Origin of the sequence: Streptomyces adustus (genome assembly GCF_009377175.1) — a bacterium.
Lineage (GTDB): Bacteria > Actinomycetota > Actinomycetes > Streptomycetales > Streptomycetaceae > Streptomyces > Streptomyces adustus.
On the sequence record NZ_VJZD01000033.1, the window covers coordinates 24,797 to 37,358 of the forward strand.

9 protein-coding genes and 1 pseudogene are annotated in these 12,562 nt (G+C 69.3%); 8 read left to right on the forward strand and 2 right to left on the reverse strand.

All coding sequences use genetic code 11. The features are described 5' to 3' along the window. Nucleotides 1-15: 15 nt before the first annotated feature. The 5 genes and pseudogenes from FNH09_RS11165 to FNH09_RS11190 form a co-directional block, all read left to right on the forward strand. A complete protein-coding gene (locus tag FNH09_RS11165; RefSeq protein WP_238426608.1) occupies nt 16-1,773 on the forward strand; it encodes a SpoIIE family protein phosphatase in 1,758 nt (585 codons plus the stop codon). Between the two features lie 314 nt (nt 1,774-2,087). Beyond that, on the forward strand, nt 2,088-4,325 hold the full coding sequence (locus tag FNH09_RS11170; RefSeq protein ID WP_152886677.1) for an MMPL family transporter: 2,238 nt from the start codon (nt 2,088-2,090) through the stop codon (nt 4,323-4,325). A gap of 115 nt (nt 4,326-4,440) precedes the next feature. Continuing rightward, nucleotides 4,441-5,625, forward strand: a complete 1,185-nt coding sequence (locus FNH09_RS11175; RefSeq protein WP_152886679.1) for a sensor histidine kinase — start codon at nt 4,441-4,443, stop codon at nt 5,623-5,625. Between the two features lie 12 nt (nt 5,626-5,637). Further along, nucleotides 5,638-6,321, forward strand: coding sequence for a response regulator transcription factor (locus FNH09_RS11180; RefSeq protein WP_152886682.1), 684 nt, complete (start codon nt 5,638-5,640; stop codon nt 6,319-6,321). Between the two features lie 123 nt (nt 6,322-6,444). Then, a pseudogene (locus FNH09_RS11190) lies at nt 6,445-7,121 on the forward strand (transposase); the annotation flags it as partial. Here the strand turns inward: FNH09_RS11190 and FNH09_RS11195 are convergent. Continuing rightward, on the reverse strand, nt 7,105-8,118 hold the full coding sequence (locus tag FNH09_RS11195) for an NADP-dependent oxidoreductase (RefSeq protein WP_202919645.1): 1,014 nt from the start codon (nt 8,116-8,118) through the stop codon (nt 7,105-7,107). The pseudogene FNH09_RS11190 and the gene FNH09_RS11195 sit on opposite strands and share 17 nt — an antisense overlap. 111 nt (nt 8,119-8,229) lie before the next feature. On the opposite strand from FNH09_RS11195, the gene FNH09_RS11200 reads away from it, so the two are divergent. Then, nucleotides 8,230-8,820 (forward strand): TetR/AcrR family transcriptional regulator, encoded by a 591-nt coding sequence (locus FNH09_RS11200; protein ID WP_152886685.1) that lies wholly within the window; start codon nt 8,230-8,232, stop codon nt 8,818-8,820. A gap of 324 nt (nt 8,821-9,144) precedes the next feature. Here FNH09_RS11200 and FNH09_RS11205 read toward each other — a convergent pair whose 3' ends face one another. Continuing rightward, nucleotides 9,145-10,011 (reverse strand): MmyB family transcriptional regulator, encoded by an 867-nt coding sequence (locus FNH09_RS11205; RefSeq protein ID WP_152886687.1) that lies wholly within the window; start codon nt 10,009-10,011, stop codon nt 9,145-9,147. Nucleotides 10,012-10,405: 394 nt separating this feature from the next. Between FNH09_RS11205 and FNH09_RS11210 the strand changes: the two genes are divergently transcribed. Together FNH09_RS11210 and FNH09_RS11215 are read left to right on the forward strand one after the other, a co-directional pair. Next, a complete protein-coding gene (locus FNH09_RS11210) occupies nt 10,406-10,876 on the forward strand; it encodes a VOC family protein (RefSeq protein ID WP_152886690.1) in 471 nt (156 codons plus the stop codon). 194 nt (nt 10,877-11,070) lie between these two features. Continuing rightward, on the forward strand, nt 11,071-12,501 hold the full coding sequence (locus FNH09_RS11215) for a dihydrolipoyl dehydrogenase family protein (RefSeq protein ID WP_152886692.1): 1,431 nt from the start codon (nt 11,071-11,073) through the stop codon (nt 12,499-12,501). Nucleotides 12,502-12,562: the final 61 nt, after the last annotated feature.

The following is a 12,562-nucleotide window of genomic DNA, read 5'->3' on the forward strand; positions in this document are numbered from 1 at the left end:
GCCTCCGATACGAGCATGGACCGGTTCGCCCGTCTGGTGGCACGCCTGCTCGACGTCCCTGCCGCCTTCGTGTCGCTCGCCGAGCAGGACAGGTTGATCCTGCCCGGCGTGATGGGACTGCCCGAGCCCTGGCCGGGCAGGCGCGCGTTGCCGCTGTCACCCTCGACGCTCCAGGAGTTGGCGGTCCCCGAGCAGCCGTTGATCGTGACCGATGCCCGCGCCGACGACCGTACGCGCACCGACCCGGCGATCACGGCCCTCGGAGTGATCGCATACGCCGCAATGCCGCTGACTGACGGCGACGGGCTCGTCCTGGGTTCTCTGTGTGCCATCGACCACAAACCCCGCGCCTGGGCCGCCGAGGAGCTGGCCGACCTCGAGGATCTTGCAGCGGCCTGCTCGGCCGAACTGCGCCAGCGCATCCTGTCGACGCAACGCCGATCCGAACAGAAGGTACTGGAGACCGCGTGGGCCGCCGCCGAGCAGGCCCGGCGCGACGCCCAGCGCCTGGAACAGGAGGCCCAGGCCGGCCTCGGCCACGCCGAACTGCTGCTGAGGACGTCCGAGGAACTGGCCCAGACCTCCGGCCTGGATGACGTACGACGCCGGCTGCGGAACCTGTTCGGCGGCGTCGGCAAGCCCTCCTATGTCGGCCTGCTGGTCGTCGACGAGGACGAACTGCGCCGGGTTCCCGACCCGGACCTCGTTCACGCGGTGGAACACGAGCTCGACGTCCAGCCCTTGAATGCGGCGTTCCCCAGCACCCGGGCCCTGAGAGAACGACGGACGGTTGTCGTACCCGACCGCGAGGCACTCGTGGCCGACTACGGCCCCGAAGCGGTCAGATACTTCGACCGCATGGGCTTGACCACAGTGCTGTGCGTGCCCCTCTGGGGCAGCCGCATACTTCTGGGCGTGCTCACGATCTGCTGGGCCGAGCGGCACGAGGTGGGCGTCACCGAGCGCGCCACGCTCACCGCCGCGTCCGGCTACATCGCCCAGGCAGTGGAACGCGCCCTGTACCTGGACGAGCGGATCTCCCTGGCCCGGCAACTCCAGGCCGCCATGCTCACCGATCTCCCCAGCACCGGTCCTGTGGAGATCAGCGCCCTCTACCAGGCGGCCGCCGACGGCCAGATGATCGGCGGAGACTGGTACGACGCCTATTACCTTCCGCCCGCCTCGTCCGGTGAGCCCGAACCACTCATGGTCACGGTGGGTGACATCACGGGTCACGACATGCATGCCGCCACCGTCATGGGGCAGGTACGCAGCATGCTGAGGCAGGCCACGGTCGACCACGTCCCCTACAGCCCTGCCACCTCGCTGACCGCCCTCGACGCGGCCTGCTCCGCGCTGCCCATCGAGGCCGGCGGCACACTGGTCCACGGCCGCCTCGACCTCGCCGACGGCGGCCCGGACTGGACTCTGACCTGGTCCAACGCCGGCCATCCGCCGCCGCTGCTGCGCACTCCCGACGGCCAGGTGATCGTCCTGGAGGAGCACGACATCTTTCTCCACCCAGCCCTCGAACCGTCCCTCCGCACCGAGCACCGGTGCGCCCTGCCCTCGGGCTCGACGCTGCTGCTGTACACCGACGGGCTCATCGAGCGCCGCGGTCAAGACATCGACGCCGCCATCGGACAACTCGTTGCACTCCTCGCCCGCCACGGTGACCGTCCACCGGCCGAAGTGCTCCACCGAATCGGCAGGACCATGGCGGACCCCGTTCCCGAGGACGACGTCGTGGTGCTGGCCCTGCGCGTTCCCTGACCGGGCTCCGCAGTCATGGGATGCATCTGCCGTGTCCGTCGGCCGGCTCGCTGCCCCCTCCTGCCGTGAGCATGGGCAGTCCGGCGATTGCCTCCGATGCCCGCCCCGCCGCTACGGGCCGGGCACGGAGAGCAACGAAGCGGTGCGGCAGGCTGCGCCTGTGGAGTCGTCGCTCCTTCTCCGGCATCGGTCCAGCGGACCCGAGTAGTGCGCGTGCAGTAGGGCGGACTGTCAGCACCTGCACGACGACGCGACGGCGCTGGTCCTGGAGTCTTGTGGAAGATTCCCGAGACCAGATGTGGAGATCCTCTGTCATGGCGTCCTTTCTCTACCGGTTGGGCCGGACGGCCTTCCGGAAGCGCCGCTGGGTTCTGTTGCTGTGGGTGGCTGTCGTTGCCGTCGTCGGCTTCAAGGGCCTCACCGCCGCCGCCGGCCCCGACGACTCGTCATCGATGCCGGGAATCGAATCCCAGAAGGCTTTCGACCTGATCGACCAGCGCTTCCCCGGAACCGCGGCCGACGGGGCCAGCGAGCGCATCGTCTTCGTCGCGCCGGACGGACAGAAGGTCACGGCCGCCGGCAACCGCGAGGCCATCGAGAAGACGGTCGCCGATGCCGCCCACGGCAGCGAGGTCGCGAGCGCGGTGAATCCGTTCCGGGCGAACTCGGTCAGCAAGGACGGCAGCACCGCCTACGCGACCGTCACCTACAAGGTGAAGGACCTCTCCGACGGCAGCAAGAACGAGCTCCAGAAGGCCCTGGGCGAGGCAAGGAAGGCCGGTCTCACCGTCGAGACCGGCGGCAACGCCCTGGCCGCGCAGACGGAGGCCGGCGGCGTGGGCGAGGCGGCGGGTGTGCTGGTGGCCGCGCTCGTCCTGCTGGTGACTTTCGGATCCATGGCCGCAGCCGGGCTGCCCCTGCTGACCGCCGTCATCGGCGTGGCCACCAGCATGTTCGCCATCCTGGCCCTGAGCAGCGCCTTCGGCCTGTCGTCCTCGACGGGAACCCTGGCCACCATGCTGGGCCTCGCGGTCGGGATCGACTACGCGATGTTCATCGTCTCCCGGTACAGGGAGGAGCGGGGCAAGGGACATGCCCCGCAGGAAGCAGCTGGCCGGGCCACCGGTACGGCCGGCTCCGCCGTCGTCTTCGCCGGGCTCACCGTCGTCGTCGCACTCGCGGGACTCTCGGTCGTCGGCGTCCCGATGCTGACCAAGATGGGGCTCGCAGCCGCCGGAGCGGTCCTGCTGTCCGTGGTCATCGCGCTGACACTGGTTCCGGCGCTGCTCGGTTTCTGGCCGAACGCGGTCCTGCCCCGGCGTCTGCGCCGCCGCAACCGCAAGGGCAGCCACACCGGCGAGAACCACCTCGAGACCGCCTCCGCCGCGGCAGGCGCCACGAAGGAGTCGAGGTGGGCCCGCTTCGTGCTGTGCCGCCCGCTGCCGGTCCTCCTGCTGTCCGTCATCGGTCTCGGAGTGCTCGCCCTGCCGGCGGCCGATCTTCAGCTGGGTATGTCCGGCGACGAGGCCAAGTCCACCTCCACCACCGAACGACGTGCCTACGACGCCCTCGCGGACGGTTTCGGTCCCGGCTTCAACGGTCCGCTGACCATCGTGGTCGACGCTCAGGGCGTCCCCGACGCGGCGGGCGCGGTGGACACCATCGCGAAGAAGATCGCCTCGACGGACGGCGTCGTGTCCGTGTCCGAGCCGCGCTTCAACCAGGCCGGGGACACCGCGATCATCTCCGCCACGCCGTCCACCTCGCCCACCAGCGAGGAGACGAAGAATCTCGTCCACACCATCCGAGGCGAGCGCCCGGGGCTGGAAACGGCGACGGACGCGACGTTCCAGGTCACCGGGACGACGGCATCCAACATCGATGTCGCGCAGAAGATGCAGAGCGCGCTGATCCCCTACCTGGCCGTCGTGGTCGGGCTGGCCTTCCTGCTCCTGCTCGTCGTCTTCCGCTCCATCCTGGTGCCCGTCAAGGCGGCCGTCGGGTTCCTCCTGTCCGTCCTGGCCTCGCTGGGCGCGGTCGTCGCGGTGTTCCAGTGGGGCTGGGCCGCCGACCTCCTCGGCGTCGAGCAGACCGGCCCGATCATGAGCATGATGCCGATCTTCCTCGTCGGCATCGTCTTCGGCCTGGCCATGGACTACCAGGTGTTCCTCGTGTCCCGCATGCGGGAGGCCTACGTCCACGGCCAGACCCCGGGCCGCGCCATGGTCACCGGGTTCGGCCACAGCGCGCGCGTCGTCGTCGCGGCGGCGCTGATCATGATGAGCGTGTTCTCCGGCTTCATCACCGCCGGGGAATCGATGATCAAGATGATCGGCTTCGGTCTCGCCATCGCCGTCCTCTTCGACGCCTTCGTCATCCGCATGGCCTTCGTACCCGCCGTCCTCGCCCTCCTCGGCCACCGGGCCTGGTGGCTGCCCCGATGGCTCGACCGCATGCTCCCCCGCGTCGACATCGAAGGCGAGGCACTCGCCCACGGCGACACGCCCGCGGCTCAGCCCTACGAGAAGCCACGGGAAACCGCCGGAATCTGAGCACACCCAGGTGAGGGCCGCCCGACGACGTCGAGCGGCCCTCATAGACCTTCACCGGCCTTCACCCGTGGATGCTCCACCATGGATCCGACCGCCACCGCAACCGGAGACCGCGATGCCCAGCGCCGCCCGCCGCTTTGCTCTCAACCACCCGCACGTCGTGGACACGGCGCTGCTGACCTTCGTGCTCGCCTGCGTGGTCTCCGCGAGCTTCTTCGGCACGTGGGACGCGCGGGAACCCGTCGCCTGGTGGCCGGGGCTGGTCCTGGGCGTCATCGCGACCGCCGCCCTGCTGTGGCGGCGCACCCATCCTCGTCCGGTCGTCGTCGTCACAGGCGTCTGCGCCCTCGCCGCGGTGAGCGTCGGCTACCTTCCCACGATGCTGCTGCTCGCCCCCGTCATGGTGGCGTTGTTCTGGCTCGCGCTCCTCGACGAGCGCCGGACCGCCCACCTCTTCGGCCTCGGCCTGGTCGTGGTCATGGTCCCCATCGGGGTCCTGCAGGCCCCCCGCTACGGCGGCGGCTTCATCATCGTGACGCTGAACCCGGCCCTGGCACTGCTCCTCCCGGTCGCCTGGGGCTCGGCTCTACGACTGCGCCGTGCGTTCACCGACTCGCTGCGGGCCCGTGCCGAGCACGCGGAACGCACCCGCGAGGAGGAAGCGCTGCGCCGGGTGGCGGAGGAACGTGTACGCATCGCCCGCGAACTCCACGATGTCGTGGCCCACCACCTCACCCTCGCCAACGCCCAGGCGATCACCGCCGCGCACCTCATCCGCAACGACCCCCAACAGGCGGAGCGACTGCTCACCGGCCTGAGCGGCACGACCGCCACGGCCCTGCGCGAACTCAAGGCGACGGTAGGACTGCTGCGCCGCCCCGAGGACTCCGACTCGCCACTCCAGCCGGCCCCGAAACTCGAGCAGCTCCCCACCATGGTGGCGGCCCTCGCGACCACCGGACTCGATGTCACCGTCACAACCGAGGGAGAGCCCGGGCCGCTCTCCCCCGCCGTGGACCTGACAGCCTTCCGGATCATCCAGGAGGCGCTCACCAACGTTTCCAAGCACGCCGGCACCCCTACGGCACAGGTGACGCTGACCTACACGGACGACATACTGAAGATCGAAATCAGCAACAAGCTGGGACACCGGGTCGCGACAGCCTCCGCGGCCGCGAATTCCGGGTTCGGACTCATCAGCATGCGCGAACGCGCCCTCTCCACCGGAGGCCGGTTCACCGCGGGCCCCCGCCTCGACGGTGGCTACACCGTCATCGCCGAACTGCCCCTCCACTTCTGATCCGGGAACCCCATGACCATCCGCGTGCTCCTCGCCGACGATCAGGCCCTTCTCAGGGACACCTTCCGCATCCTGATCAACTCCGCCGACGATCTGGAGGTCGTCGGTGAGGCGTCCGACGGCGCGGAAGCTGTCGCTCTTGCCGGGACGCTCCGGCCGGACGTCGTGATCATGGACATCCGCATGCCCGGCACCGACGGTCTGGCCGCCACGACCGCCATTTGTGCCGACCCCGGGCTCTCGGACGTCCGCATCCTCATCCTCACCACATTCGAGACCGACGAGTACGTCGCCCGCGCGCTGCGCGCCGGAGCGAGCGGGTTCCTCGGCAAGGACGTCACCGCCGACGCCCTGCTCGACGCGATCCGTACCGTCGCGGACGGCGACGCACTCCTGTCACCGACCGCCACCAAGATGCTCGTGACCCGCTTCCTGGTCACACCCGAGCCGGCCGTCGACACGGCACTGCCGGAGCAGCTCAGCTCCCTCACCGCACGCGAACGAGAAGTGATGATCCTGGCGGCCCGCGGCATGTCCAACACGGACATCGCCGACGCCCTCTGCCTCAGCCCGCTGACCATCCGTACCCACATCCAACGCGCCATGACCAAACTCCACGCCCGCGACCGAGCCCAACTCGTCGTCGCTGCCTACCAGTCGGGGCTCGTGCAGTCCGGGCCTCCCGCCACCCCATGACCCTGGCATCGTCCTCGCGGCGCCACGTCGGCGAGCGGGTGCGGCGCGAGCGCGCCGCGGGAAGGGCCCGGCCGTCCCGGTCACCCATCTGCCGGCCGAGATCCGCGAACAGGGCTATGCGGGCAGCGCGACGAGCATGCGGTCGAGCTCCGGAAGAAGGACGTGTGGCCGCAGGTGGAAGAATCGCGGCGGCGCTCGGGGCCTCCATCGTCTTCGAGGACGAGGCCGGGTTCGCGATGACGCCGCCACACGCCCGCACCAGGGGCCGGCGCGGACACACTCCCGTGGTCCGGGTGCGGAGACGGTCCCGGCGACGGATCTCGGTCGCCGCACTGTGCTGCTACTGACCCGGCGAAAGGTCCCGGCTGATCTACCGGCCCCGCTTCCACCACCTCAAAGGAGCGCGCAAGAGTTTCGCCTGGCTGGACTACCGCGACCTACTGGTCCGAGGTCACCTGCAACTCGGCGCCCCCATCGTGGTCGCCCGGGACAACTTGAACACCCATCGTGCAGCCGGAATGCGGAAGTACGCAGCCGACCACGACTGGCTCACCGTCGTCCAGCTGCCCTCCGACAGCCCGCACCTGAATCCCGTGGAAGGCGTCCGGTCCCTGCTGCGGCGAGGATCGATGGCCAACATCGCATTCACCGATCCCGACCACCTCACCCGCACCCTCCGCCGAGGCCTCGCCCACATTCAGCGCCACCCCGAACTCATCGACGGCTGCCTCACTGAAAATGGCCTGACCCTCAACCCCGGCAACCGAAGCCAATTCGACAAGGTCAGTGAGCGACCGTGAGCACGATCTTGCCCTGGATGTGCCCTCGGGCGGCGCGTTCGTGCGCGGCCCGGGCGTCCGCGAGGGCGAAAGTGCTGTCGATCGCGACGCGGACCGTGCCCGCGTCGAGGAGGCGTGCCAGCTCGGCAAGCTGTGCGCCGTTCGAGCGGACTTGGGTGCCGGTCACGGTGACGCCCAGTTTCGCGGTCTCTTCTTCGTCGAATTCACCGAAGAACACGGGGAATTGGGAGCCACCGCGCTTGAGCGTGCGCAAGAAGCGCTTGCTGTGGGGGCCGCCGACGGCGTCGAGCACGAGGTCGAGGTCGTGCACGAGTTCCTCGGGACGGCTCTTGGTGTAGTCGATGAACTCGTCGGCGCCGAGTTCCCTCAGGAACGATTCGTGCGCGCCCGACGCCACCGCGATGACACGTGCGCCCTTCCATTTCGCCAGCTGTAGCGCGAAGTGTCCCACGCCGCCCGCGGCGCCGTTGATGAGCACCGTCTTGTCGGCGTCGAGCGGCACCGGGTGATGCTGTGCCGCCTGGAAGGGCGACGGGTGATCGTGTCCGAGGTCGATCAGGTACTGCCATGCGGTGAGACCGGCCATGGGCGCCCCGGCGGCATGCACGTGATCGATGCCGGCCGGCTTGCGTGCGAGGTCCGACGCGGGCGCGGCCACGTACTCGGCGTAGGTGCTGCCGTCGAAGCCGGGGAAGCGGAGGAGGCCGAAGACCTCATCGCCGACGCGGAGGTCGTCCACATCCGCGGCGACGGCCTCGACGACGCCCGACAGGTCCGTTCCCGGAATCACGGGCAGGCTGAACTTCGGCCGGACTTCCGGAGGCAGGTTGGACATCCCGTCACGCAGGTACCAGTCCGGGGGGTTGACGCCGACCGCGTGCACGCGGACGAGCACCTCGCCCGGCCTCGGCTCGGGAATCGGCACCTCTTCGTAGCGCAGCACCTCAGGGCCGCCGTGTTCATGGAGCCGGATTGCCCTCATCGTGTGTGTCGGCATCGTTTCCTCCTGCCCGCAGCGCGGGATAGGCTTATTCGGATCAGCGATCCACATAACCGGACCACTGATCCGAATATATGGACCACTGATCCGGATAGTCAAGAGGGACAGATGCGCGCCGACGCCAGGAAGAACCGCGACCACCTGCTCGCAGTGGCGGGCACCGCCATCACCGAGCAAGGCGTCGACGTGTCACTGCGCGACATCGCGCGCAGGGCCGATGTGGGACTCGCCACACTGCTGCGTCACTTCCCGACGCGCGAGGCGCTGCTCGACGCCCTGCTCCGCACGAGCTTCGACGAGATGACCGCCACGGCCGACGCCCTCGAAACGTCCGGCTCGCCCGGCGATGCTCTCGTTTCGTGGCTGCGCGACTGCGTCGCATGGACAACGGAGTACCGGGGCGCGGTCGTACTGATGGCAGCCGCGATCGAGGACACCGAGTCCGCACTCCACGCTTCGTGCGTCACCCTGCGCGCGGCCGGTGCGCGACTCCTCGCCCGCGCCCAGGCCGCGGGCATAGCGCGGACCGACATCGATGGCGCCGACCTGTTCGCGCTGGTGGCGGCGCTCGCTTGGCTCGGCGATCAGCCCTCGCTCGCGCCGCGCGCCGATCACCTCTTCGACGTTGTCTCCAGCGCGATCCTGACGAATCCAGCGAGCGCCCAGCCCGGAGGAACGCCACCCCGGGCCTGCGGCTGAATTCGTCGCGCACGCGGACCGGCCAACTCGGTCGCACGCCCGGCACGAACGGATCGCCACCGAGTTCACCGAGGCGGTCGAGGTCACCGGCATCGAACCGCGCGCCCCGGAAGCGGACCGCGACGCCGAGAAGCGGTCGGCGAAGGCGCGCCGGTCGACCACGCCCTGGCCGGCTCCTGACGGCCGGGGCTGCTCTGCGTCGTCATCCTCGTCCGGCTCGGGCGCGTCCGGATCGCCCAGGGGCAGTGGACCCTTCTCCCGACGGACCTGAAGCTGACAGTCAGACACTCGCTCGGGACTGCTCACGGAACCTGCATGCGCCTCTTAGGTGTCCAGGGCGCCGATCCGACAGGCGAGTGTCCGCAAGGCTTCGACAGACGCGGAGCCGGGCCGAGCTGTATTCACGAACAGCCACTGGTCCGGATCACCGGGAAAGACCAGGACCTCATAGTCCAAGGTGACCTCGCCGAGCAGAGGGTGCCGGTAGTGCCGGGTGCCGTGGGAGAACTCCTCCACATCGTGTGCGGCCCACCACCGGCGAAAGTCTTTGTCCACGGCCGACAGCTGATCAACCAGTTCGGTCAGTTGCAGATCTTCCGGATTCCGGCCCGCATACAGGTGCAAACCCGTGACGACCATGTGGGCGGCCATATCCCAGTCGATAAACAGTTCACGCGCCGCAGGGTCGAGAAATATAAATCGCGCCAAATTGCGCTCGCGGGCCGGTACGGCATCGAAATCGGCGTATATCGCGCAAGCCATTCGATTAAGGGCGAGGACATCCATGCGGCCGTCCAGAATCATGGCGGGGGCATCCCGGAGAACCTCAAGCAGCGCGTACGCACCCGGGCGCACCCTCCACGGAACGGCGGGACGGCTCGCTCTGACCACGGACTGCGGTCTGGCCAGGTTGAACAGATGCGCCCGTTCGGCATCATCCAGTCGCAGAGCGCGGGCCACAGCTTCCAGCACCGCTTCCGAGGCGTTGGCCACGCGGCCGCGTTCCAGACGGATGTAGTAGTCCACGCTCAGTCCGGCCAAGAGCGCAACCTCTTCACGCCGCAGTCCCGGAACACGTCGACTCGCCCCCGGCGTGACCCCGACCTGCTCAGGAGTCACCCGGGCGCGCCTGGAGCGCAGAAAATCGCTCAGCTCTTTGTTGCCTCCTGACCCTGATGGCATCGTGCCCATATATGGAGGCTAGCCCTCGATCCGCCATCCCGGCAAACGCACTCCGAAATAGCGTGACCTCGTGAGCCACTCACTGTCAGCCGCTTTCCGAATATGGTCTCGGCGAATGAAAAGAGATTCCAAATCACTTTGACAGCGGGGCCGGCGATGGAGCCGACTGGGCGGTTGCCCAGCTACAGGGAAGGGGGGTCTGCCAGTACCTGGACCAGCGGGCCACGGCCGAAGCAGGCCTGCTTGACCGCCCCCAGACGGCTTTCGGACTGGTTCTCTGGATTGCAGGTCAGCGCAAGGCCCACAGAACACTCAGGCCTCGCAGACCAAGGTGAATCCCCGTTCGACGGTCCGGTGACGCATTCGGCGTAATCCACCGACGTCAAGAAGCAAGGACATCCCCATGAATCTGAAGCTCGAAATGATCGTGCTGCCCATCTCCGACATCGACCGGGCCAAGGCCTTCTACGAGAAGGCCGGCTTCCGCCTGGACGTCGACTACACGGCGGGCCAGGACTTCCGGATCGTGCACTTCACGCCGCCCGGCTCCGAGTGCTCGATCATCTTCGGCGAGGGGATGACGTCCACCGCACCTGGCTCGTTCCAGGGCCTGTACCTCATCGTCCCGGACATCGAGGAGGCCCGCGCGGAACTCACCGACCGCGGCATCGAGGTCAGCGAGATCTTCCACGACGCGGGCGGCCTCTTCCACGGCCACGAGGGCGGGGACGTCACCCACCGCGGCCCCAGCCAGGAGCGGCTCGCCGGCCTGCACCCCGAGCGTGCCTCCTACGGCTCCTTCGCCACCTTCAACGACCCGGACGGCAACGGCTGGGTGCTCCAGGAGATCTCGCAGCGCCTCCCCGGCCGCTGACAAACCCACAGACCACCGTCAACCGGCTGCAACGGGCCCTGTCCGGCCCGGATGGCAGCCGGTCCGGCCCAGCGGCCGCCCGGCGGTCCGGGCCGAGGGCCGGCACCGGACCGCCGGGCGAGCGCAAGGGTGCTCTCCGCTCCCGGCAGTCCGGACAAGCAATGAGGAACGAAACAGTGAGGAACGCAGCAGTGATGAACGAGACGACCCGCACCTACGACGTGATCGTCATCGGCGGAGGGCCGGTCGGCGAGAACGTGGCCGAACGCGCCCGCGCCGCAGGGCTCAGCACCGTAATTGTGGAGCGCGAACTACTGGGCGGCGAGTGCTCGTTCTGGGCCTGCGACCCCAGCAAGGCGCTGCTGCGGCCGGTGGTGGCACGTGCCGACGCCAGCCGCATACCCGGACTCGACCCGGCGGTGGCCGGCCCGCTGGACGTCGAGGCAGTCCTCGCCCACCGCGACAAGATGTCCTCGTACTGGAAGGACGAGGACCAGGTCGACTGGCTGAACTCGGTCTCCGTCGACCTCATACGCGGCCACGGCCGCCTCACCGGCCCCAAGCAGGTGGCCGTGCAGACCCCGGAGGGCGACACCGTCGCCCTGACCGCCCGGCACGCCGTCGCCGTCTCCACCGGCACCCGCGCCGCCCTGCCCCCCATCCCCGGACTCGATACCGTCCGTCCCTGGACCAGCCGCGAGGCCACCAGCGCCGACAAGGTGCCCGGCCGCCTCGCCGTCGTCGGAGGCGGTGTCGTCGCCGTCGAGATGGCCACCGCCTGGCAGGCCCTCGGCTCCCAGGTCACCATGCTCGTCCTCGACAACGGGCTCCTCGAGCGGATGGAGCCGTTCGCCGGCGAACTGGTCACCGACGGACTGCGCGAAGCAGGCGTCGACATCCGCTTCGACACCTCCGTCGCCTCCCTGGCCCGTGAGGACGGCGAGGTACGGATCACGCTGGCCGACGGCGGGGAGCTGGCCGCGGACGAGATCCTGCTGGCGACCGGCCGCGCCCCGCAGACTCACGACGTCGGCCTACAGACCGTCGGTCTCACCCCCGGCGACTGGCTGAGCGTCGACGACACCTTCCGTGTCACCGGCGTCGACGGCGGCTGGCTCTACGCCGTCGGCGACGTCAACCGCCGCGCCCTGATGACGCATCAGGGCAAGTACCAGGCCCGGATCGCCGGCGCCGTCATCGGCGCCCGCGCCAAGAAGGAGCCCATCGACGACGCCCCCTGGGGCGCGCATGTCGCCACCGCCGACCACGCGGCTGTCCCCCAGGTCGTCTTCACCACCCCCGAGGTCGCCTCCGTCGGCCTGACCAGCCGTGAGGCCGAGCAGAGTGGGCGCCGCATCGAGGTCGTCGACTACGACCTCGCCCAGGTCGCCGGCGCCCACCAGTACGGCGAGGACTACCGCGGCCGGGCCCGCATGCTCATCGACACCGACCGCAACACCGTGGTGGGCGTCACCTTCGCCGGCCCCGGCGTCGGAGAACTGGTGCATTCGGCCACCATCGCGGTCGCCGGCGAGGTGCCCCTGGACCGGCTCTGGCACGCGGTCCCCGCCTTCCCCACGCTCGGCGAGGTCTGGCTGCGGCTGCTGGAGACCCACCGCGGCTGAGCGTGCTCCGGCCGGCACGCGGGGCGGTCCTGGGCTGCGCCCGGGCGACTCGGTCCTCCGC

Excerpts from the sequence above, each read along its gene's own strand:
- FNH09_RS11165 (WP_238426608.1), top strand. The coding sequence starts at position 16 with ATGGACCGGTTCGCCCGTCTGGTGGCACGCCTGCTCGACGTCCCTGCC.
- FNH09_RS11170 (WP_152886677.1), top strand. The coding sequence starts at position 2,088 with ATGGCGTCCTTTCTCTACCGGTTGGGCCGGACGGCCTTCCGGAAGCGC.
- FNH09_RS11175 (WP_152886679.1), top strand. The coding sequence starts at position 4,441 with ATGCCCAGCGCCGCCCGCCGCTTTGCTCTCAACCACCCGCACGTCGTG.
- FNH09_RS11180 (WP_152886682.1), top strand. The coding sequence starts at position 5,638 with ATGACCATCCGCGTGCTCCTCGCCGACGATCAGGCCCTTCTCAGGGAC.
- FNH09_RS11195 (WP_202919645.1), bottom strand. The coding sequence starts at position 8,118 with ATGCCGACACACACGATGAGGGCAATCCGGCTCCATGAACACGGCGGC.
- FNH09_RS11200 (WP_152886685.1), top strand. The coding sequence starts at position 8,230 with ATGCGCGCCGACGCCAGGAAGAACCGCGACCACCTGCTCGCAGTGGCG.
- FNH09_RS11205 (WP_152886687.1), bottom strand. The coding sequence starts at position 10,011 with ATGGGCACGATGCCATCAGGGTCAGGAGGCAACAAAGAGCTGAGCGAT.
- FNH09_RS11210 (WP_152886690.1), top strand. The coding sequence starts at position 10,406 with ATGAATCTGAAGCTCGAAATGATCGTGCTGCCCATCTCCGACATCGAC.
- FNH09_RS11215 (WP_152886692.1), top strand. The coding sequence starts at position 11,071 with ATGAACGAGACGACCCGCACCTACGACGTGATCGTCATCGGCGGAGGG.